Annotated in this window: 23 protein-coding genes; 21 read left to right on the top strand and 2 right to left on the bottom strand. The window is 41.4% G+C overall.

All coding sequences use genetic code 11. The annotated features are described in order from the left end of the window. Window positions 1–13: 13 nt before the first annotated feature. Window positions 14–340, bottom strand: a complete 327-nt coding sequence (locus tag BM380_RS00530; RefSeq protein WP_013465198.1) for a TraR/DksA family transcriptional regulator — start codon at window positions 338–340, stop codon at window positions 14–16. A gap of 59 nt (window positions 341–399) precedes the next feature. Next, entirely contained in the window at window positions 400–1,380 is a 981-nt protein-coding gene (locus tag BM380_RS00535) for a tRNA-dihydrouridine synthase (protein ID WP_028835056.1), read from the bottom strand. 188 nt (window positions 1,381–1,568) lie between these two features. Here BM380_RS00535 and BM380_RS00540 point away from each other — a divergent pair, with 188 nt between their 5' ends. The 21 genes from BM380_RS00540 to adk all read left to right on the top strand — a co-directional run bounded on the left by BM380_RS00540 (window position 1,569) and on the right by adk (window position 23,241). Further along, window positions 1,569–1,988, top strand: a complete 420-nt coding sequence (locus BM380_RS00540) for an HvfA family oxazolone/thioamide-modified RiPP metallophore (protein WP_090492300.1) — start codon at window positions 1,569–1,571, stop codon at window positions 1,986–1,988. A 68-nt stretch (window positions 1,989–2,056) separates the two neighbouring features. Then, window positions 2,057–2,914: an HvfB family MNIO-type RiPP peptide maturase gene (locus BM380_RS00545; protein WP_090492302.1), complete on the top strand. Its 858-nt coding sequence runs from the start codon at window positions 2,057–2,059 to the stop codon at window positions 2,912–2,914. Window positions 2,915–2,968: 54 nt separating this feature from the next. Further along, entirely contained in the window at window positions 2,969–3,721 is a 753-nt protein-coding gene (locus BM380_RS00550) for an HvfC family RiPP maturation protein (RefSeq protein WP_036954349.1), read from the top strand. Between the two features lie 72 nt (window positions 3,722–3,793). Beyond that, window positions 3,794–3,916, top strand: a complete 123-nt coding sequence (locus BM380_RS18450) for a hypothetical protein (RefSeq protein WP_255314607.1) — start codon at window positions 3,794–3,796, stop codon at window positions 3,914–3,916. A gap of 160 nt (window positions 3,917–4,076) precedes the next feature. After that, the gene (gene apt / locus BM380_RS00555) at window positions 4,077–4,622 is read left to right on the top strand and encodes an adenine phosphoribosyltransferase (RefSeq protein ID WP_013465193.1); all 546 of its coding nucleotides are present in this window, start codon (window positions 4,077–4,079) and stop codon (window positions 4,620–4,622) included. Window positions 4,623–4,625: 3 nt separating this feature from the next. Then, complete coding sequence (gene dnaX / locus BM380_RS00560; protein WP_090492303.1) at window positions 4,626–6,959, top strand: DNA polymerase III subunit gamma/tau; 2,334 nt, start codon at window positions 4,626–4,628, stop codon at window positions 6,957–6,959. A 60-nt stretch (window positions 6,960–7,019) separates the two neighbouring features. Beyond that, window positions 7,020–7,346: a YbaB/EbfC family nucleoid-associated protein gene (locus BM380_RS00565; RefSeq protein WP_013465191.1), complete on the top strand. Its 327-nt coding sequence runs from the start codon at window positions 7,020–7,022 to the stop codon at window positions 7,344–7,346. A gap of 6 nt (window positions 7,347–7,352) precedes the next feature. Next, window positions 7,353–7,961: a recombination mediator RecR gene (gene recR / locus BM380_RS00570; RefSeq protein WP_028835061.1), complete on the top strand. Its 609-nt coding sequence runs from the start codon at window positions 7,353–7,355 to the stop codon at window positions 7,959–7,961. Window positions 7,962–8,218: 257 nt separating this feature from the next. Further along, a complete protein-coding gene (locus tag BM380_RS18285; RefSeq protein WP_155949130.1) occupies window positions 8,219–8,386 on the top strand; it encodes a hypothetical protein in 168 nt (55 codons plus the stop codon). Window positions 8,387–8,579: 193 nt separating this feature from the next. Then, entirely contained in the window at window positions 8,580–9,680 is a 1,101-nt protein-coding gene (hflK, locus tag BM380_RS00575; protein WP_090492305.1) for an FtsH protease activity modulator HflK, read from the top strand. Then, window positions 9,677–10,660 (top strand): protease modulator HflC, encoded by a 984-nt coding sequence (gene hflC, locus BM380_RS00580; protein WP_090492307.1) that lies wholly within the window; start codon window positions 9,677–9,679, stop codon window positions 10,658–10,660. Before hflK ends, hflC begins: the two co-directional genes overlap by 4 nt. A 116-nt stretch (window positions 10,661–10,776) precedes the next feature. Further along, the gene (locus BM380_RS00585) at window positions 10,777–13,425 is read left to right on the top strand and encodes a cation-translocating P-type ATPase (RefSeq protein WP_090492308.1); all 2,649 of its coding nucleotides are present in this window, start codon (window positions 10,777–10,779) and stop codon (window positions 13,423–13,425) included. A 102-nt stretch (window positions 13,426–13,527) separates the two neighbouring features. Then, window positions 13,528–13,731 (top strand): YgaP family membrane protein, encoded by a 204-nt coding sequence (locus BM380_RS00590; RefSeq protein ID WP_028835065.1) that lies wholly within the window; start codon window positions 13,528–13,530, stop codon window positions 13,729–13,731. A 182-nt stretch (window positions 13,732–13,913) separates the two neighbouring features. After that, the gene (gene ppsA, locus BM380_RS00595) at window positions 13,914–16,352 is read left to right on the top strand and encodes a phosphoenolpyruvate synthase (protein ID WP_090492310.1); all 2,439 of its coding nucleotides are present in this window, start codon (window positions 13,914–13,916) and stop codon (window positions 16,350–16,352) included. Window positions 16,353–16,600: 248 nt separating this feature from the next. Then, complete coding sequence (locus tag BM380_RS00600) at window positions 16,601–16,996, top strand: lipid-binding SYLF domain-containing protein (RefSeq protein WP_064663586.1); 396 nt, start codon at window positions 16,601–16,603, stop codon at window positions 16,994–16,996. A 271-nt stretch (window positions 16,997–17,267) separates the two neighbouring features. Next, a complete protein-coding gene (locus BM380_RS00605; protein ID WP_217644046.1) occupies window positions 17,268–17,483 on the top strand; it encodes a lipid-binding SYLF domain-containing protein in 216 nt (71 codons plus the stop codon). Window positions 17,484–17,549: 66 nt separating this feature from the next. After that, the gene (gene corA, locus BM380_RS00610; protein ID WP_231485819.1) at window positions 17,550–18,770 is read left to right on the top strand and encodes a magnesium/cobalt transporter CorA; all 1,221 of its coding nucleotides are present in this window, start codon (window positions 17,550–17,552) and stop codon (window positions 18,768–18,770) included. A gap of 91 nt (window positions 18,771–18,861) precedes the next feature. After that, a complete protein-coding gene (locus BM380_RS00615) occupies window positions 18,862–19,296 on the top strand; it encodes a hypothetical protein (protein WP_028835069.1) in 435 nt (144 codons plus the stop codon). A 180-nt stretch (window positions 19,297–19,476) separates the two neighbouring features. After that, window positions 19,477–20,190: an RluA family pseudouridine synthase gene (locus BM380_RS00620; RefSeq protein ID WP_090492312.1), complete on the top strand. Its 714-nt coding sequence runs from the start codon at window positions 19,477–19,479 to the stop codon at window positions 20,188–20,190. A 130-nt stretch (window positions 20,191–20,320) separates the two neighbouring features. Further along, window positions 20,321–22,234 carry a molecular chaperone HtpG gene (gene htpG / locus BM380_RS00625; protein WP_036954359.1) on the top strand — a complete coding sequence of 638 codons (1,914 nt, stop codon included), beginning with the start codon at window positions 20,321–20,323 and terminating at the stop codon, window positions 22,232–22,234. A 362-nt stretch (window positions 22,235–22,596) separates the two neighbouring features. After that, window positions 22,597–23,241 carry an adenylate kinase gene (gene adk, locus BM380_RS00630; RefSeq protein ID WP_013465187.1) on the top strand — a complete coding sequence of 215 codons (645 nt, stop codon included), beginning with the start codon at window positions 22,597–22,599 and terminating at the stop codon, window positions 23,239–23,241. The last annotated feature ends 35 nt before the right edge of the window (window positions 23,242–23,276 follow it).

Consider the following 23,276-nt stretch of genomic DNA (forward strand, 5'->3'; position numbering starts at 1 on the left):
CTTTAGTGCGCTATTAACTAGCGCACTGATCACATCGCTGCGCTGCAGGGTCTTGCTCTAAGCGCTGCGCTGATATTTTTTCCTCACAGTCACAACAGTAACCATACTGGCCAATGTCAATTTGGCTTATTGCCGCTTCAAGCTTATTCATACGCTCAATCAAGGGATTATACTCGGTGCCTAATTGCTGAGCTGCTATATCAAGCCACTCTTCATTTGAGGTACGGGTTAGTATACAAAGCAAATTTTGATGTGTAGGGTGTGTAGATTGTGATAGCAAGCCTAATATAGTCGCTTTAACACTTTCAATTTCATCGTTTAGTCGTTGCTGATGATGCATTAGCAGTATAACCCTTAAATTAGTCCTCAGTGATACTGCTATTATCTAGTTAGATTATCTTAGATGTTATGATTTGTATCAAATTGTGGCGCTTTCGCATATTTTTTTAATACCTCTGCCACTTCATCTTTGGCTTTTAAACGACGTATTTCGTCAAATAATAGTCCTGCTTGTGGGTACTGACGTTTTAAATAACCAAGCCATTGTTTTGTGCGTGAGGCAAAGTACTTGGTATCTTTACTGGCGGTTTGGTGCATGGATGAGTAAATAATATGGTGTAAAATATTTTCCCACGTTAACTCACTATAATCTTCATTATTAATATGAGCTTTAATTTTACGAGCTAAATCAGGATGTGAAAGGGCGCCACGGCCAATCATTAAGTCAGTGCAACCGCTGCGCTTTTGGCATAAAAGGGCATCTTCTACCTGCCAAATCTCCCCATTGGCGACCACCGCAATTTGTTTATCTTTAACTAAAGGAGGGATTTTTTCCCAATAGGCAGGCGGGTTATAGCCATCGCGTTTAGTTCGCGCATGAATGGCGATACTGCTCGCACCTGCACTGACAACGGCATCGACAATCTCTTGGCTATTACTATCATCATCAAAACCTAAGCGAATTTTTGCACTTACCTCGTGTTCAGCGTCTACGGCATCCCTTACAGTTTTAATTATTGAATACATATGTTCAGGGTCTTTGAGTAAAACAGCGCCCCCTTTGCTTTTATTCACCGTTTTTGCCGGGCAGCCAAAGTTTAAGTCAACACCATGGGAGCCTAAGCCAACTGCTTTTACTGCATTTTCAGCTAGGACGTCAGCCACTTGGCCCAATAACTGAATTCGAACTGGCGTGCCACATCGAGTTAGCCCTGCATTTTTTAGTTCAGGGCAATAGCGGTGAAATACTTTATCAGGCAAGCAAGTATCTACAACGCGGATAAATTCAGTCACACAAAGATCAAAGCCACCTATGTCGGTGAGTAGTTGGCGCATTTTAAAGTCAACGACACCTTCCATAGGTGCTAAAACAAGTTTCATAGTGTGATTAATTTATTACTGAAAAAGAGCGCCAGTTTACCTGTAAATCATAAATTGATAAAACGCTTATTAGGGTTCATAGTTAGTTTACTAAGTTATTTTTGAAAAAATAGATAATGTGAAAGTTTTTAGTTTTATGCAGGTCTACTTGTATAATGATGTTCAACAAGTTTAGAAGGTAATAAAAAATGAATACAATAAAGAAAAATTCAATTGCATTAACACTCGGCGCAGTGGTTGTTGGTAGTGCAAGTATGGCCAGTGCAGATGTACAAGCTAACCCATTTGAATTTCAGCAAATGGTTGCTGGTTACCAGTTAGACGCAGGTGAAGGCAAGTGCGGCGAAGGTAAATGCGGTGAAGCTAAAACCAAAAAAGAAGGAAAGTGCGGCGAAGGTAAATGCGGCGAAGCGAAGGCCAAAAAAGAAGGTAAGTGCGGCGAAGGTAAATGCGGGGAAGCTAAAGCCAAAAAAGAAGGAAAGTGCGGCGAAGGTAAATGCGGCGAAGCTAAAGCCAAAAAAGAAGGCAAGTGCGGCGAAGGTAAATGCGGCGAAGCTAAAGCCAAAAAAGAAGGTAAATGTGGCGAAGGTAAATGCGGTGGTCACTAAACTTTTCTTTTAATTACGTTAAGCTATAGGGCCAATTAGGCCCTTTTTATTTAACGGGAGGTATTATTATGGCTCACATTCAAACGCCTAACTTTGGCATGGTTGGCTTAGGCCTACGCAGGGAAATGCTAGATGAGCTAGACGGTGCCGCACCAAAACAAATTGAGTTTATGGAAGTGGCCCCAGAAAACTGGTTAAAGTTAGGTGGACGCTTTGAAAAGCAGTTCAAACAGTTAACCAATACTAATTATTTTGTTTGCCATGGTTTGTCACTTTCCATTGGCTCGCCTGAGCCACTAGACCTTGAATTTGTAAAGTCGTTAAAACCGTTTTTTGATACTCATAATATTAAAGTATACAGCGAGCATTTAAGTTATTGTTCAGGAAAAGGACACATGTATGACTTAATGCCGATCCCTTTCACTGAGGAGGCGGTTAACCATGTTGTTTCTCGGGTTAAACAGGTACAAGATATTTTAGAACGCCCACTTGCGCTGGAAAATGTGTCTTATTATGGCGCGCCTGGACAACAGTTAACTGAGCTTGAATTTACAAACGCTATTTTAGAACAGGCTGATTGCCAGTTACTACTAGATGTAAATAATATTTATGTTAATTCAGTTAATCATGGCTACGATGCACATGCCTTTTTAGCTGCATTGCCAACTAACCGAATTGCTTATGCCCATGTTGCAGGGCATTACAACGAAGCCGAGGACTTGATTATAGATACTCATGGCGCCGATGTTATTGATCCCGTATGGCAGTTGCTTGATAGCGCTTATGAAACACATGGTGTATTTCCGACGCTGTTAGAGCGGGACTTTAATATTCCACCTATTAACGTGTTAACCAAAGAGCTGGATATAATTCATCAATTACAAGCAAAGCACCTGCAGCTGTTATCCACTGAGCAAAGTGCTTAAACAGTCCTATGCAGCTAGTAATAACAACAGCATGGTTTTAAAAGAGTATTAACTATGAGTTTTATCGATATTCAAAATGAGTTTATGGCTCATATTCGCCAGCCCAACACGAACCCTTGCCCAGCAGATGTTGAAGACAGACGTATGGCTATTTATCGGGAGCTTTTTTTTAATAATATTAATGGGTTTGTTTCATCAGCATTTCCAGTTTTAAAAACACTCTATAGTGAGCAACAGTGGCTATTACTGGTACGTCAATTTTTTAGTGAACATGATTGCCAGTCTCCTTACTTTTTAGATATTGCTGAAGAGTTTATAACGTATTTAATGACAAGTTATGTGCCCAAAGAGTGCGACCCTGTGTTTATGCTAGCGCTGGCGCATTATGAATGGATTGAGCTTGATGTATCGGTAACTCAGGCTGACTTGGATGAGAGCGAACTGGTAACGAATCAATTAACCCAAAGCCCTTTATATTTATCTAAAACGGCACGTAACTTAAGCTATGAATTCCCCGTACAACATATTAGCGAAGCGTTTCAACCGCAACAGCCCTCTGAGCAGCCACATTATTTTGTGGTGTACAGAGATAAAGACGATGAAGTACAATTTTTAGCAACTAATGCGATGACCGCCATGCTTTTGTCTATTATTGACAATAACGCAGGAAGCACATTTGCGCATGTTTGCCAGCAAGTCAGTGAAAATGCACCTCAATTTAGCCTTGAGCAAATAACTCAAGGCGCATTAAGTACCCTAACGGCTATGGCACAGCGTCAAATTATAGTGACAAAAAATCAAGATTAAGCTCTTTATAGATTATTTCACATCGTCTATTATAACGCCTTTATTTGTTGTGCTTAATAAAAGGTTGTACCGATGTCAGATGATAAAGAGTTTAAAGACCCGTTTAATGCGGCTTACTTTTTTGCATTTTTAGCCGTGTTTGCTGGAATAGGGTGTTTAAATGCTATTTTAGGTTGGATCACCAGCTTGACGTAATTTTTGCTTTATTTCATAAGGCTGTTGTTTTCATCAGCCTTATATTTTTTATCTTGTTTACCCTTCCTGAATTTTTATAACTACCGCAAACTCGCAATTTACGCTCACTTAAGGTTATAATCACCTGCTTTGTAATATGAACCATTGAGCAGTTAAAATTATGACTCAAGTAACACCAGCAATTATCAAAAACAGCATTACTACAATTGCTGATTACCCTAAAGCGGGCATTATGTTTCGCGATGTAACAACCCTAATGGCAAACCCTGAAGCGTTTAAAGCAACCATAGATGCATTTATTAACGCCTATAAAGATCAAGGTTTTACTAAAATTATTGGCACAGAATCGCGTGGCTTTATTTTTGGTGCACCGCTATCTTATGCCTTGGGAATTCCTTTTATCCCTGTTCGCAAACCTGGTAAATTACCGCGCGAAGTTATTCGCCAAGATTACCAACTCGAATATGGTGAAGATACATTAGAGCTTCATACTGATGCGATTGTAGCCGGTGATAAAGTATTGCTAGTTGACGACTTGTTGGCGACCGGTGGTACAATTGAAGCAACAGCCAAGTTGGTTGCAAAATTAGGCGGCAACGCCACAGATGCAGCATTCGTCGTATCGTTACCTGAACTAGGTGGGGAGCAGCGTGTTGAAAAAATGGGTATTAAAATCCTAAAATTGGTTGAATTCGAAGGCGAATAATCGATGAGTTATCAGGTTCTAGCGAGAAAATGGCGTCCTCAAACCTTTCATGAATTGGTTGGGCAGTCTCATGTTAAACAAGCGCTGGTTAATGCGCTGAGTCAAAATAGACTGCATCACGCTTATTTATTCACTGGAACCCGTGGTGTTGGTAAAACGACCATTGCGCGTATTTTTGCTAAAAGCTTAAATTGTGATGAGGGCATTTCTGCCACACCATGTGGTCAATGTAGTAGCTGTGTTGATATAGAAGCAGGGCGCTACATTGATTTACTCGAAATAGATGCGGCCTCACGCACAAAAGTCGAAGATACTCGCGAAATACTCGATAACGTTCAATATGCGCCAACCCGCGGACGCTATAAAGTGTACTTAATTGATGAAGTACACATGTTGTCAAAGCACAGCTTTAATGCTTTATTAAAAACGCTCGAAGAGCCACCTGAGCATGTAAAGTTTTTACTGGCGACCACCGATCCACAAAAATTACCGGTAACTATTTTATCGCGCTGCTTACAGTTTAATTTAAATGCCTTGTCGCAAGCTGAAATTAAGCAACAGCTTGAGCATGTTCTTACGCAAGAGCAGCTCAATTTTGATAATGATGCCCTAAGCATTATTGCTAAAGCAGCCGATGGCAGTATGCGAGATGCGCTGAGCCTGACCGATCAGGCTATTGCTCAAACAAATGGCGATATTAATAATCAAGCTGTTCAAGCCATGCTTGGTTTAATGGATACCCATTATAGTCAGAGTTTACTCGCTGCATTACTCGCGCAGGATGGCGCAGCCTTAATGGCTGAAGTTGCCCAAGTCGCGAGCAGAAATCCTAATTACATTGCACTACTTGATGACTTAATTGCACTTACGCATATTATTCAATTAAGCCAATTAGTGCCTGAAGCGGCAGCACTTGATAGCAATAATGCTGACTACATTAAGCATGTTGCAGCGCACACTCATGCTCAGCAAATTCAAGTGTATTATCAGTTATTACTGAATGGCAAAAAAGATTTACAGTGGGCGCCTGAGCCACGCTTAGGGTTTGAGATGATTATGCTACGATTGTTAGCATTTCAACCTGAGCACTCACAAACGACGCATTCAGCACCTAGCTCGCAACCCGCGCCAGAGCAAAATGCCACAGGGCGTACCAATGCATTGCGTGATATTTTAAATAAAAATAAACCAGCGCAGAGCAATAGCACTGAAAGTCAGCCATCAATACATAATCCACAGCCAATAGAGGCTGCTGAGCCTGAGGTTTCGCGCTCTGATAATAGCCGGACTCACATTGAGCAAGAGTCAACGCAAAGTCAGCCAAACGTGTCTGATACAACGCCAATGAGCGATGAACAAGCGCAGCGTCAAAGCGAAGATGATGCCTACATGCAGCACAGCGATGTAGAACAAACCATTGCAGCGCAATACGATGATGTAATGAGTAGCGCGGTTGACCAAGGATTTAATCCTGAGCTATCAAACGTACCTAGTAGCACTGAGCATTCAGCGCCAACAATGGGCGAGCAAGAAGCACGTGCACAGTCTGCAATAGCGCGTATTTTACGTGACAGAAATATTTCCGGTGCGGGTAAACTGTCAAGCGCAGCAACCGAAAAACCTGTTGTGCCAAAATCGACCCCTGCTAGGCCCGTCGATAAACCTATTAGCAATACACCTCAAGCTGTAGCGCAGGAGCCGCCTCCATGGGATAGTGAGACGGGTGATGAGTTACCAAAAAAGCCAGCGCTCCCCATGTCAGGGAGCAAGCCACAGGTAAGCACTAAACCTGCAAATAAAGTTGACTTTAAAGCAAAGCATCAAACAATTACCGAAAATCTTGCACCTGAGCTATTAGAGCAAATTAATCCGCAAAAACCGGCTCCTGTTGTTGAACAAGCACCAAGTATTCCGGTGCCGGATGATTTTCAAAGCCCCATCAGTGAAATTAGATTTGCCCATCAACAAGATGAATGGGCTTATTTAATTAAGCGAATGGGGCTTGGCGGGCGCATGCGCCAGTTTGCCTTGCATTCAATTTTTACCAAGCAAGACAATCATTTTCATATTGAAGTCGATGAATCGCAAAAGCATTTAGATACGCCTATGCTGCGCCAAAAGTTAAATGTGGCGTTATCGACTATTTATGGGCATAACGTTGAGCTAAATATCGACTTTGCCAGTGGGGTGATTGACTCGCCTTATCTGATTCAACAAAAAATTGATGCAGGTCGTCACCAGCAAGCGATTGATGTGATCACAAGTGATGAAAATATAGTACAATTTCAACAGCTATTTAGCGCTGAAATTGACGAAAACAGTATTCAGGCATTGTAATTAACTATCAGTGCCCTTATTTATACTTCAGTTAATGTATTAAAAGAAAGAGAGACGATTATGTTTAAAGGTGGAATGGGTAACATGATGAAGCAAGCGCAGCAAATGCAAGAGCGCATGCAAAAAGCCCAAGAAGAAATCGCAACAATGGAAGTCGTTGGTGAAGCTGGTGCCGGTTTAGTTAAAGTAACCATGCTTGGTAACCACAACGTGCGCCGTGTTGAGCTTGATGAAAGCTTAATGGAAGACGACAAAGACATGATTGAAGATTTATTAGCTGCAGCATGTAACGATGCTGTGCGCCGTGTTGCCGATGAAACGCAAGAACGCATGGGTAAAGTGACAGGCGGTATGCAGTTACCACCTGGTATGAAAATGCCGTTCTAAGCAACTATGCAACTTTCAGATAGTTTAACATCGCTTATTGAAGCACTGCGATGTCAGCCCGGCATCGGTCCGAAGTCTGCCCAGCGTATTGCGTTTCATTTGTTAGAGCGCGACCGTAAAGGCGGTGCTCAACTTGGTAATGCCTTGACTAAAGCAATGAGCGCTGTAGGTCATTGCCAATCGTGCCGCACATTTACCGAGCAGGCGCAGTGTGATATTTGCTTAAGCACTAAACGCCAAGACAGTGGTATTTTATGTGTTGTTGAATCGCCAACGGATGTACTCGCCATTGAGCAAACAGGTCAATACAAAGGGCTTTACTTTGTATTAATGGGGCATTTATCACCGATTGATGGCATAGGGCCTAAAGAAATTGGCCTTGATGTACTCGAGCAAAAGCTTGCGCAAGGCGGTATTAATGAAGTCATTTTAGCCACAAATCCTTCGGTTGAAGGCGAAACAACGGCGCATTATATTGCTCAGCTTTGCCACAAAAACAATGTGGGTGCATCGCGTATTGCTCATGGTATTCCTGTTGGTGGTGAGCTTGATTTAGTCGATGGAATGACGCTTATGCATGCATTTAGCGGTAGGCGATTAGTGGCTCAAGAATAAAGCTATTTGTTAGTTATTAAATAAACCTGCATTTACTTATGTTGTGCAGGTTTTTTTGTAGCTTAAAAAGCGCAAAGTCCCCGTTTTAAGCTGTTGAATATAAAATTAATACTCATTAAATTAGATGTAGCTACCACGCTACGCCTTCCTGATTTAAATTAAATAACCGCTTTATAAACTAAAAAAGTAGCCTTAAGTGCTGTAACGAACAGAGCCTATGCTTTTTTTACAGTAAGTTATAAGTCTCGGCTTTTTACATGCACGTAATTGGCGAGAACTCAGAGGTTATTATGCAAAATCCAACTCATGATAAAAACGCGGGCGATAAAAAGTCTGCTGAAACACTCAAAAAAGAAGCGGCAAATAAGCACCCGGCTCAAAAGTCTGATAAGCAAAAATCGACGATCAAACCAGAGAAAAAGTAATTGAGTCTGAACAATTTAATATTGAGCTAACACTGTCTTATTTTTCTTTGTGTGTTAAAAACGACAGTCATTATTGTCGCAAATTAAAGGAGTATAAGGTTTAAACAAGGACGTCGGCGACAATAATACCTCATACTAATAGGGCCTGATGATGTTTTGTTAGACCCTATTTCTCAATCATTATGAGAACGCTATGCCTCCTATCAGCGAAAATAACGACAAGCATCATGCCATCAAGCGCGGCCCCAGCGACTTTGCTAACGTAATAAATCGTTTTATAAATCAGTATCAACAGCTATTCGCTAACGCAAAATATAAAGCCATACTCAGCGTATTGTTTATATTATTTTTAATTATGAGTATATATACCGCTTTATTTACTGTGCCGAGTGACTCGGTTGCCGTGATACTCAGATTTGGTAAATTTTCTACTGTTTTACCATCAGGTTTACACTTCAAATTGCCCCTAGGGATTGACAGGGTAACTATCGTGCCCACTAAACGGCAGCTCAAACAGGAGTTTGGCTTTTCTACCCCAGGCGCCACCGATCCAAATCAAAATATGGCGATTGGTAACCAGAGTGTTTTTTTCCGTCAGCGTCAATCGGTAATACTACGAAACCAAATTGGGGAAACCCAAATGGTAACCGGTGACTTAAATACGGCGCTAGTTGAGTGGGTTATTCAGTACAGGATAGCCGATCCTAAAAAATATTTATTTGAAGTGCGCGATCCGGCGGGCACGTTACGTTATGTGTCGGAATCCGTAATGCGAGAAGTGGTGGGCGATCGCACTGTGGATGAAGTCATTACTATTGGTCGCCAAGAAATCGAAGTTGAAGCGCTTCGCAAAATGCAAGCACTGGCAAGTAAGTACGTTATGGGCATTAGTATTGACCAAGTACAATTAAAAAATATTAATCCGCCTAAAGCCGTTCAAGCGTCATTTAACGAAGTAAATCAGGCGCAACAAGAAAAAGAAAAACTGATCAACGAAGCGCGTCGTGACTATAACCGCATTATTCCTTTGGCTGAAGGAGAGCGAGATCAGCGAATACGCGAAGCCGATGGTTATCGAATTAAACGAATTAACGAGGCAAAAGGCGACACACTGCGTTTTAATGCATTATTTGCAGAGTTTATGCAGGCTCCCGAAGTGACTCGTCGGCGAATTTATCTAGAGACTATGCAACACGTTCTGCCAACAGTTAATAATAAAATTATTATTGATAGTAATGCTATCGACGTATTACCGCTGTTAAACCTGACGCCATTAAAAGGTGAAGAACCATGAGACATTTTTTATTGTTTATTCTTGGTATTGTAATCGCTTTTTTATTAGCGGCGTTAAATAATGCGTTATATACGGTGAATGAGGTTGAGCAAGTGATCATCACTCAGTTTGGTCGCCCTGTTGGCGAGCCGGTAACTGATGCGGGAATTAAAATTAAACTGCCTTTTATTCAGCAAGTTAATATTATTGATAAACGGGTATTAGAGTGGGAGGGAACACCCTCTGATATGCCTACCAAAGACAAGCTCTATATTTCAGTTAGCTTGTTTGCTCGTTGGCAGGTAACAGATGCACTGCAATATTTTTTGCGTTTAGGGGATGAGCGCAGTGCGCAATCGAGACTTGATGATATTTTTGGCAGTGAAACGCGTAATGCAGTTGCTAAGCATGAATTAATTGAGATTATTCGTACGACTAAAAATCGCCAACCGCTGCGAGATAAATTGCTAACAGAGGCTGAAAAAGCACAAAACATTGGCAGCTTAGTGCCTATAAAAATAGGCCGCTTGCTCATCGAAGAGGATATATTTAATGCAGCGACTAAAAAGGTCAAAGTATTTGGCATTGCGCTTTTAGATATTCGTTTTAAACGAATTAATTACAATGAAAGTGTGAGGCCTAAAATTTATGAGCGGATGATCAGCGAACGTCGCCAAATAGCCGAACGCTTTTTGTCAGAAGGAAAAGGAGAAGCCGCGCGAATACGCGGCAACCGTGAGCGCGATTTAAATAAAATTCAATCAGAAGCATACCGTCAAGTTGAAGAAATTCGCGGGTTAGCTGATGCCAAAGCAGCTGTTATTTACGCATCGGCTTATAATCAAAGTGATCAAGCCGTGGCATTTTATGCATTTACTCGTTCGTTGCAGGCCTATGAGCTTGCTCTTAGCAAAAATACGACACTGGTTTTATCAAGCCAAAGCGAATTATTTAGGTATTTACAAAACACCCAAGTAAGTGAAACACCCGTAAAAAAGTAAAAAATAAGGTTATTAAGCACTTTTAAGCTAATTTATATACTTAACCAGCGTTTTTTTTATTTACAATAAATAAAGTTGCAGTGAATGTATCGTCACTAGCAACAAGGCGACGGGCCATGAAGCAAGCAAAGCAAATACATTCAGCAACTAAAAATAAAGCATATATCAGCACGCCACAAAATGACAAAACGTCACAGCAAGGTTTAACAGCGAAGCAAGCGGCTGAGCGTCTCGCAGCCAATGGCCCTAATGTATTACCTGGCAGTGAACCTGAATCTAGTTTGGCTATGATTGTTAAAATACTCACAGAGCCAATGTTTTTAATGCTGTTAATTGCAGGGGGCATTTACCTTACCCTTGGAGATAGAACCGAAGCTTTGTTATTACTGGGGTTTGTGTTTGTCATTATTGCCATCACATTAATAGAACAGCGTAAGACTCAGCGTGCACTTGAATCTTTAAAAGATTTATCAGCTCCGCGAGCACTGGTTATTCGTGATGGTCAACAGCACCGAATTGCTGCAAATGAGTTAGTGTGTGGCGATCTGATCATACTCAAAGAGGGTGATAGGATAGGGGCCGATGTCATGCTGGTTGAAGGGCGTTTAGCGGTTAATGAATCATTGCTCACTGGCGAAGCGGTACCAGTACAAAAAACGCCGCAAGCAAAAAGTAAGCACAGTGATGTGTGTCTCGAACCCAACAAAGACCACCCCAGCGCGCTATTTGCCAGTACCATAGTAACCAGCGGCATTGGGCAGGCTGAAGTAATAGCCACCGGTGCAAAAACTGCGGTGGGGCGCATTGGTAACGATTTAGCCGCAACCAAAGAGTCACCTTCTGCATTGCAACAAGCATCAAGTAAACTGGTGCGATGGTTAGGGGCTTTGGCCTTATTAATTGCATGTGGGCAAATATTTTTGCTTTGGTGGTGGAATAATCAACCTATTCTAACAAGTTTGTTATCTGGTGTGGCCTTGGCTATGGCAACCTTGCCAGAAGAAATACCGGTGATCTTAACGGTATTTTTGGCTATGGGCGCTTGGCGTATTGCACAGCAAAAAGTACTTACCCGAAAAGTGTCCGCCGTTGAATCCTTAGGGGCTATTACCGTTTTAGCCGTAGATAAAACAGGCACATTAACACTTAACCGTATGCAAGTTGTTGAGCTGGCGACCTCGTCTTTAAATGGTGATGGGGATGTTTTCAATCCCGAGGGAGCCGAGCAGCTTCCCGAGACTTTTCACCAGTTGAGTGAATTTGCCATGTTAGCAACACCAGGCGACCCCTTTGATCCAATGGAAGAAGCGATAAAAGAGTTTAGTCAACGCTGGTTAGCTGGCACTGAACATGAACGAGATGGACGCCAACCTGAATTTGAATACCCGCTCACCGCTGATATTTTAGCGATGACTAAAGTGTTTCAAAGTACACAAAAGCATTCGCATATATTAGCCACCAAGGGGGCGCCCGAAGCCATAGCTGATTTATGCCACTTAAACTCAGCGCAACGAGCCATAATTACACAGCAAATAAAAACCATGGCGAAACGTGGCTTACGGGTATTAGGAGTCGCGCGAGGAAATTGGCATTCAACCAATGATAATGAACCGAATTGGCCAAGCTCGCAGCATGATTTTAATTTTACTTTTTTAGGACTGGTTGCATTGGCGGATCCGCCGCGCCCCGAAGTTCCACATGCAATTGCACAGTGTCGACGTGCAGGTATTCGAGTCATGATGATGACTGGCGATCACTCAGATACGGCCAAAGCGATTGCTAAACAAGTTGGCCTATCAGCGCGGGCAGAGGTTATTAGTGGCAATGAAATGAATAGCTTAGATGATGCCGCTTTGCTGAAGCGATTAAACAACGTGGATATATGCGCGCGGTTACAGCCACAGCATAAATTGCGTTTAGTGAATATACTCAAAGCCCATGGTGACGTTGTGGCAATGACCGGCGATGGGGTCAATGATGGGCCTGCACTTAAAGCCGCCGATATTGGTATTGCCATGGGTGAACGTGGAACTGATGTGGCACGTGAAGCGGCTGCTTTAGTGTTACTTGATGACAGTTTTACTCGCATTGTGAGTGCGATAGGCCAAGGTCGTCGTATTTATGAAAATATTCGTAAAGCGATTCGGTTTACTTTTGCGGTGCATGTGCCGATTATAGCTTTAGCGTTGTTACCAGGGGTAATGCATTGGCCTGCACTTTTATTGCCCGTACATATTGTTTTACTTGAACTGATTATTAACCCTGCCTGCTCCATCATATTTGAGGCCGAGCCACAATCAAGTCGATTAATGGATTGCCCACCACGTAAAACGACAGACTCGCCTTTTGGTTTTAAACACCTACTAACCGCAATTGTGCAAGGGCTTGGTATCGCGGCTTTGTTACTAAGCGCGTATGTTTGGATGAATGCACAGAGCTGGGATACCAACCGTAGTGGCAGTCTTATTGTGATCATGCTGATCTTAAGTGTGTATTTATTGATTCTCGCTAACCGCGATTTAACTCGACCCGCCATTATGGGGCTGTTTAGTGCGAACCCTTGGGTTTTAAAAACAGCGGGCGCTATTATATTGTTGCTGTTAGCATTTTTGTTTATCCCCTGGTTACGCTCGTTAATGGGCTTAGTTTACCCCATTGCTGAAGACTATGTAGTAGCAGTGAGTGTATTGCTTTTAATGGCCTTATGGCTTGAAGCTGCTCGTCGTATTAGCCTGCTGTGGAATAAGGCACACATCATCGATTAACCTTATGTTAGTTAGCGCACGGAAGCTAATTGATAACTCTCCTACACTCATAGGGTATTGCATACTGGATAATGAAATTAGCTTATTAAGGAGATATTACTGATGAATATTGATCGCTGGGTACTACGAATTGCCGGATTTGTCGTGTTACTAAGTTTATTGTTATCACTACTCAGTAGTGTTTATTGGTTATGGTTAACTGCATTTGTTGGCTTTAACCTGCTGCAGTCATCATTTACTGGTTTTTGTCCTTTGGCTATTGCCTTGAAAAAAATGGGGGGTCACGCCAAGCCCGCCTTTGAGTAATTATCTTACCATTCGTTTGTCATTTTTCTGGTTTAAACCCTTTTTATTGTTGCAATTTATAGCCGCCTATTTTGCTCTGTTACCTCTTATTTAGCTATTAAAAAGAGAGTTTCGTATCGTTGAAAAAACAATAGCTGTAGTTGCAAAAACGATGAAGTTAATTTTTTAATAGGGAATTCGTTATGAGTAATATCACGTCAAACAAATACATTCGCTGGTTTGAAGAAGTTGCTATGGGCGATGTTGCTCATGTGGGAGGTAAAAATGCGTCTCTTGGCGAAATGTATCAACAATTGACCGCTCAAGGGGTGAGAGTGCCTAACGGTTTTGCTGTAACTGCAGAGGCTTATCGCTATGTGCTTGACGATAACAACGCGTGGCAAGCTTTGCATAGCGCACTAGATGACCTTAAACCAGACGACGTTCAAGACCTGCAACAGCGCGGCGCAAAAGCTCGCGCTATCATTGCTGCGTGTAAATTACCCAATGATCTTAAATTAGAAATACTTGGTCACTATAAAAAACTTAAACAACAATATGGGGATGACCTATCACTTGCGGTGCGCTCATCGGCGACTGCAGAAGATTCTCCTGAGGCATCATTTGCAGGGCAAAATGATAGTTATTTAAATATCAGTGGTGAGCAGACCCTACTAGATGCTTATTTACGCTGCTTAGTCTCAAATTTTACAGATCGCTCAATTCACTATAAATATGATAATCAATTTGACTACTTTAAAGTCGACTTGTGTGTCGTAATAATGAAAATGGTGCGCAGTGATATGAGTGCCAGTGGGGTGATGTTTTCTCTTGATACAGAGACAGGCTTTAAGGATGTTGTATTTATTAATGCGGCACTCGGTTTAGGCGAAAATATAGTACAAGGCACCATTGATCCAGATAGTTTTTATGTCCACAAACCGACCTATAATAAAGGCTATAGGGCTGTTTTAAAGCGCCGATTAGGTAAAAAAGAGCAAAAAATGATTTTTACCGATACGCTCAATAAGGACAATATTGCCGTTGAATATACCCGCAACATTAATACCAATGAGAGTGAGCAACGCCATTTTTGTATAACGGATGACGATGTCATGATCCTTGCTGACTACGCTATTAAGGTAGAAAACCATTATTCCAAACAAAAAGGGCAGTACAAGCCTATGGATATGGAGTGGGCAAAAGATGGACTCGATGGTCATATTTATATGGTACAGGCAAGGCCTGAAACTGTTGAATCCCGCAAAACCGATCATGTTTTAAAAATATATCACCTTAAAAATCAATCCTCTATTATTACTAAAGGGCAGGCAGTGGGCACCCGCATTGGCGCAGGGACTGTGCGTATTATTAATGATGTTAAAAACTTAAGTGAATTTAAACCAGGAGAAATACTGGTTACCGAAACCACCACTCCCGACTGGGAGCCGGTAATGAAAACCGCTGCCGCTATTGTTACTAACCATGGCGGACGTACTTGTCATGCAGCTATTGTTTCTCGTGAACTGGGGATCCCTGCAATTGTGGGTACAGATAACGGTGCAGATGTACTCACCAATGGCCAAGCAATTACAGTAAGCTGTGCACAAGGTGAAATTGGCTACGTATACGAGGGTATTTTACAGTTTAACGTAGAGGAAACCGATCTGAGTCATTTAGCCTCACCTAAAACCAAAATAATGATGAACTTAGGTAATCCAGATCAGGCTTTTGCGCTCGCCTCTTTACCTGTCGCAGGGATAGGGTTAGCGCGGATGGAATTTATTATTACTGAATTTATAAAAGCGCACCCCATGGCGCTTATTCACCCACAAAAAGTAGATGAGCAGGCTCGTCAAGCCATCAATACACTCAGTGGTGCCTTTAAAACCCCCGTTGATTTTTTCATTAAAACGCTTTCAGAGGGGGTTGCTACCCTTGCTGCATCGGTGTATCCAAAGCCATGTGTGGTAAGAATGAGTGATTTTAAAACCAATGAGTACGCCACATTGTTAGGCGGCAAACCTTTCGAACCGGTCGAATCAAATCCGATGATAGGTTTTCGAGGAGCGTCTCGTTATAGTCATCCGGATTATGCAGAAGGTTTCGCTTTAGAATGCGCCGCAATGAAACGAGTGCGTGACGAAATGGGGTTCACTAATGTGATTTTAATGATCCCATTTTGTCGACGAATAGCAGAAGGGGAGAAGGTATTAGCGACAATGGCAAAACAAGGTCTTGTTCGTGGGGAAAATGATCTGGCCATTTATGTAATGTGCGAAATACCTAATAACGTCATTTTAATTGACGAGTTTGCCAAGTTATTTGACGGTTTCTCGATTGGCTCAAATGACTTAACGCAGCTTACTTTAGGGGTCGACAGAGATTCAGAAGTGGTTGCTTTTGATTTTGATGAACGCGACGCAGGTGTAAAGCAAATGATTAAGTTAGCCGTTGAAGGAGCAAAGCGTAATGGTAAACATTCAGGAATTTGTGGCCAAGCGCCATCTGACTTCCCTGAAATTACCGAGTTTTTAGTAACGTTAGGCATAGACTCAATTAGCCTTACTCCAGATAGTGTTCTTAGTACGATTGAGCGCGTACTAAAAATAGAGCAACAGATGAATAAAAGTAAAGCATAAGGCTTTTATTGCTGAGCTTTTGCGGGCGCAATTGCTTGCTGTTCTCAGCTTATAAACATGGCTCAGCTAAAAACGATAAATACAGTTAGCCAATATTCAAAATTAACAATAAATAATGCCTCGTGAGCGTGTTAGCGCACCGACCAAGTAAATGAACGGCTGTAAGTTAAAGCATTGCCTTTTGAATATAACGTAATAACTAAGCGGCTTATTTTAACTGATGAGCTTTAATCGACAGGGATTTTATCATGAACAGTGATATACCGTATTTGGCTTTACAGACCGTAAGCGTGTTTTTTAAAGCTTATTTAAAGCGTCGTATTTTAGCGTTTATCAAAATCATCGTTATGGCTAGTTTGTTATTGAGTATTAACAGTGCATTTGCTGAAACAGCAAACGATATTAATAAAGATGCTAGCCAGGCATTAGCTAATTTATATAAATCCAACAAGGTTGCTGATGAGTTATCAAAAAGAGCGGTCGCGGTTTTAGTTTTTCCAAATATTATTAAAGCGGGTTTAATATTTGATGGTAGTTATGGGGAAGGAGTATTAGGGTCTGTTGATCTTTCAAGGTTGAATTTGCAGCAGTTTGTTTGGTATTTAGGCAAGGCAGAGCCTATGTGGTGTGGTTATTCCCCATAAATAGGCGATAACGTAGCATCAATGCCAAACAGGCGCTGCCCGAAGGGTTCTGCCTAGGGGCTATTTACTCTTTGTTGCTCGGTTTTGACTTAGCCCACTAGGTTACAAACCTCGCGCCGCGATTAAACAGCCCCTAGTTTGAACAAATTTTAATCCGGAAAGATCAACAGACCCTAATTAAAAAGGCGAATATATTGGTTATTACAACTCAGTAGGTGGGCCTTGGGGCCCCCAAGCCGGGGCACAATCATATAGCTATGCGATTTTATTAATGACAGATAAAGCGGCAAAGTACCTTGAGGACTCCCGAGGTTGGGAAATTGGGGTTGGGCCAACAATGGTTGTTATAAATGAAGGCGCTGCTAAAAACCTCTCTTCGTCTACGTTCAAAGATGATACTTATGCATACGCGTTCATTTTTGATCAACAAAGCTTCATGCTTGAAGTGAGTATTGAAGGCACTAAGATTTCGCAGATAAACCGCTAAATTAAGTGCTTAATAACTTAATTAAGGTGCGTATCGGCATCTAACAATGTAAAAACTGAGCTGATTATGAAAGTACTTAACGATGTTATGCAAGCCATAAAGCGTGTCAGGGTACTCAATGGTTCGGTATCAAAGCAAAGCGCTAAACACCAAAGAGCAACCACGGGTATATCTCATGTTACTGCATCAAAAAAGCATAAGCGCAAGGTTGTTCCCGGGCAATTAGCAGGCATTGAGCATATTGGCGATATTATGACACCGCCAGCAATAGGCAGTGTTGATATTACCTATACTGACTACAGTGAAGCCCAAATAAAAACCGGCGACATTAGTGACATTGAAGCATTTTTAAAAGTGCCTCAGCCTGACTGGGTTAAAGTAAGGTGGCTGAATGTAAGTAACACACATCCTTATGTTGTAAGGCTATTTCAGCAACACTTTGGTTTTCATACCCTAACAGCCGAAGACGTATTACACGTTCCTCAGCGTCCCCGCATTGAGTTTTTTGATGATCATTTATTTGTAGTGTTGCGGATGTTAACACTGGGAAATGACACAAAAGAAGATGATTTAATTAATCCTACTCTTAACATTGAGCAGGTGAGTTTGTTTTTATACGACGGCGTAGTGCTTACCTTTCAAGAAGAGCCAGGAGATGTATGGCAACCGATTCGAGAGCGTTTAAAAACACAAAGTCGGCGTATCCGAAAAAATAATACGGGGTACCTACTGTATGCGTTGCTTGATGCTGTTGTTGATCACTGCTTTCCGGTGTTGGAACAATATGGTGAGCGACTTGAAGACTTAGAGCTTGTCACGCTTGAAAAGCCCACACCGCAAGTGTTGCACCAAATTCATCGGATCAAACGTGAACTTGCCTTGTTACGACGTATTGTATGGCCGATGCGAGAAGTTATCGATCAATTATATCGTGAAGAGGGAGGCAGAATTGATGATGCTACACGTCCTTATTTAAGGGATGTGTATGAACATAATATTCAGATAGTTGAAATTATCGAGTCATATCGTGAAATGGCCAGTGGTTTAACAGACTTATACATGTCTGCAATGTCTAACCGAATGAATGAAATTATGAAGCTACTTACCATTATGTCATCGGTTTTTATTCCATTAACTTTTATTGCGGGTATTTACGGTATGAACTTTAAATATATGCCGGAGTTAACGTGGTATTGGGCTTATCCCGCTATTTGGGGGATTTTTGTTTTGTTAACTATCGTCATGGTGTTTTATTTTTGGCGAAAAGGATGGTTAAGCAAGGCGTAACTTAATAAATAACCTGAACAAATACACAGCGTTGGTAGAGCTAAAAATTACCAATAGCGCTACACCTTAAATATGTAAAGAGGAAATAATCATGAAAACGTATTTTGCACTAATACTTATAATTACCTTGAGTTCTTTTACGGTTATGGCACATGAAAATGAAAACCGAGAAAGTAATCGTCAGATGATGATGGGTGAGATGATGAAACACCGTGGCCACCTTAATATGGAGCCTAGAATGCAAGAAATGATGTTAGTGATGAAACAAATTGGCAGTGAAAATAATCAGCAATCACGTGATTTACTGATGCAAAAGCACATGAAATTAATGCGTGAAAATATGCAACTGATTAACGATACCAGCCAATACAGTGACGATATTGAAGATATGTCATCAGCCCAGATAAGTGAGCGCATGCAAATGATGGAAGAACGTACTAAGGTGATGCAGTTGATGATGGAGCAAATGCTACACCATAGTAATTACAGCAATGTGCGAGCTCAAACAACAGACAACCCGAAATAAACTGGTGCCTAGATAAGGTTATATTGCTGTGCTGAGCAACGTTGCCTTATATGGGCTAGAGAATTACCATGACGTATTCTTAAAAAATGATTAAAATGATCATCAGGCAAGGCTACAAAGTTTTTCCTAGTAAAAAAATGGTTAATTTAATCATTTTGAGTGTTTATCAAGGAATAGTGTATGTCTGATTTTAGCCCATCGGCTAATGCCATTATTGATGATTTTGTTGCGCCTGTTTGTCAGGGCGAAGTGGAAATAATCTATCAAGATGAGGCGCTTTTAGTGATCAATAAACCTAGCGGTTTATTGAGTTTGTCGGGTAAAAACCCACTAAATTGGGATTCCGTTCATTATCGCTTAGTCAATGGTCAACAGGGTAAAACAGCCGCCTTTGCAGAAGCAAAGTTACCTCATCGATTAGATTTTGGAACCTCAGGGATCATGCTGGTGGCACTCACTAGTGAGGCGGCAAAAAACCTCAATCAACAATTTCAAAGTCACACCATAAGCAAACGCTATGTCGCTATGTTGCAAGGAAAAGTGTGCGATAACCACGGACAAATTAATTACCCGATTGCTAAAGACAAACTCCATTTTCCACGTGTTAAGTTATGTAACAGCACAGGCAAAGCGGCCTTAACACACTACACAGTACTTAAGCGTTTTATACAACCAATCAAGACGTTAGTGCAATTTACCCCCGTTACTGGTCGAACGCATCAATTACGTATTCATAGTCATGCAATTGGGCATCCTATTTTAGGTTGCGATTTGTATAAAAGTGAACAGAGTGAGCAGATGGCGTCGCGTTTACAGCTACATGCCAGCGATATATATTTTCATCACCCAAGCACTCAAAAGCCGATGCATTTACACTGTGCCAGCCCATTTTGAACAGATATTGTTTTTTATAATATTGTTGTTTTTTGCTGGCAGCTTTTTTTACTTTTTTCCCTTGAAGTTCTCACACCTCCCCCCATATTAAGTGCATAACGCAGACACTTTGCAAATTGGAGATACATAAATGACTGCAGCACAAAAAGAAACATTAGGCTTTCAAACAGAAGTAAAACAATTACTAAACTTAATGATTCACTCGCTTTATTCTAATAAAGAAATATTTTTACGTGAGCTTGTATCAAACGCATCTGATGCAGCCGATAAATTACGCTTTTTAGCGTTATCAAACGGCGACTTATATCAAGGTGATGCTGATTTACGTGTACGTATTAGTGCTGATAAAGAAGCCAATACGGTAACCATTTCTGATAATGGTATTGGTATGACACGTGATGAAGTGATCAGCTCTTTAGGTACAATTGCAAAGTCGGGTACCGCAGAGTTTTTCAAAAACTTAACGGGCGACCAAAGCAAAGATTCACAACTTATTGGTCAATTTGGTGTGGGCTTTTACTCAGCGTTTATTGTTGCTGATGAAGTGACAGTGCGTACCCGTAAAGCAGGCGAGACAACAGCTGTAGAGTGGCAATCAAAAGGTGAAGGTGAATACACGCTGCAAGAAATTGAAAAAGAAGGCCGCGGTACAGACATTATTCTACACCTACGTGAAGAAGAAAAAGAGTACGCAGACGAATGGCGCCTTCGTAGTATCGTGACTAAATACTCTGATCATATTTCTACACCAGTACAAATGTACAAAGCAGAAGTACCAGAGTCTGAAGGCGAAGACGGCGAGAAAATTCCAGCAGTTCCTGGTGAGTGGGAAAGCATTAACCGTGCTACGGCATTGTGGACGCGTGATAAGTCTGAAATCTCTGAAGATGAATACAAAGAATTTTACAAGCATGTAAGCCATGACTGGGAAGATCCACTTAGTTGGGGACATAACAAAGTTGAAGGTAAAACTGAATACACCAGCTTGTTATACATTCCGAAAAAAGCGCCGTTTGATTTGTGGAACCGTGAGCGCCAAAGTGGCTTAAAATTATACGTGCAACGTGTATTTATTATGGATGATGCTGAGCAGTTTATGCCAAGCTACCTGCGTTTCGTTAAAGGTCTATTAGATTCAAATGATTTACCACTAAACGTATCGCGTGAAATACTTCAAGATAATAAAGTGACCCAAGCTATCCGCAAGGGGTGTACGTCGCGTATTATTAAAATGCTTGAGCGTATGGCGAAAAACAAAGCCGATGATTACCAAACGTTTTGGAATGAATTTGGTCAAGTAATGAAAGAAGGCCCTGCGGAAGATGCGGCTAACAAAGAGAGCATTGCTAAGCTATTACGTTTTGCTTCAACGCATACCGATTCAGACACTCAAGATGTATCGCTTGAACAATACATTGAGCGTATGAAAGACAGCCAAGATAAAATTTACTATGTTGTTGCTGACTCATTTATTGCAGCTAAAAACTCACCGCATTTAGAGATCTTCCGCAAAAAAGGCATTGAAGTTTTACTACTAAGTGACCGTGTTGATGAGTGGATGATGAGCCACTTAACTGAATTTGCAGACAAGCAATTTCAATCAATTACTCGCGGTGATTTAGATTTAGGTGACTTAGACGACGAAGAAACTAAAAAAGCACAAGAAGAGTCTGAAAAAGAAGTTGCAGGCCTTATTGAGCGTATTAAAACCGCATTAGGTGATGATGTTAAAGAAGTACGCTTTACACATCGTTTAACCGATTCGCCAGCCTGTGTGGTGAGCGATGACAATGATATGAGCTCGCAAATGCAAAAGCTGATGGAGTCAGTAGGTCAAGCAGTGCCAGAAGCTAAACCTGTGTTTGAGCTAAACCCTGAGCACCAGATTGTTAAGCATTTAAATGATGAGCAAGACGAAGATAAATTTGCGCAGTGGTCACATGTATTGCTAGATCAAGCATTACTAGCTGAGCGCGGTACGCTTAAAGATCCAACTGGATTTGTCACTCGCTTAAATAAACTTATGCTTGATTTAAGCAAATAAGTATTAAAAATCAATGATTGAGTAAAAAGGGAACGTTTGTTCCCTTTTTTTATGCGCTGGAGCATAGAGTTTATTGATTTTTAAAGGTTAAATTTGCTGCATAGACGCTGCCCGAAGGGGTCTGTCTGCCTACATGGATGGTGGCAAATGGCGTGAGCAGGACGCAGAAGCTTTGCTCGATTTTTACTCAGCCTACTAAGTTGCAAACCTTGCGCCGCGATTAAACTCCCCCTGGTTTGCACAAATATTAATCCGCAAAGGCCAACAGACTCTAGACAATTAGTATAAGTTACTTGAGTATCTGCGGCGCTTGTGGAAGAATTCAGACTTTAAAATAAACTCTCATATTAGGGGACAATGATATGCGCATTATTCTTTTGGGCGCGCCGGGTGCAGGTAAAGGTACTCAAGCTCAGTTTTTAATGGATAGATACGGTATTCCACAAATTTCTACCGGTGATATGCTACGAGCTGCAATTAAAGAGGGCACACCACTTGGCCTTGAAGCAAAAAAAGTAATGGACGCAGGTCAGTTAATTTCTGATGACATCATCATTGGCCTTGTTAAAGAGCGCATTGCAAAACCTGATTGTGAGAAAGGCTTTTTACTTGATGGCTTCCCACGTACCATTCCACAAGCTGATGCAATGAAAGACAATGGCGTTGTCGTTGATCACGTTATTGAATTTGATGTTGCTGATGAAGTGATTGTTGAGCGTATGGGTGGCCGTCGTGTTCATCCTGGTTCTGGTCGTGTTTATCATGTTGTTTACAATCCACCAAAAGAGGAAGGTAAAGACAACGAAACAGGCGAAGAGCTTATTATCCGTGCGGATGACACAGAAGAGACAGTTCGTAAACGCTTAGGCATTTACCATGAGCAAACAATGCCATTGGTTGACTACTACCAAGCAGAAGCGCAAGCTGGTAATACGCAGTACCATAAATTAGACGGTACTCAAGCGGTTGAAGCAGTAAGCAAGCAACTAGCTGAGCTTTTAGGTTAATTTTTATCTAAAATTAAGAGCATAATCAAAAAAAC

The organism is Pseudoalteromonas sp. DSM 26666, assembly GCF_900116475.1.
GTDB classification, from domain to species: Bacteria; Pseudomonadota; Gammaproteobacteria; order Enterobacterales; family Alteromonadaceae; genus Pseudoalteromonas; species Pseudoalteromonas tetraodonis.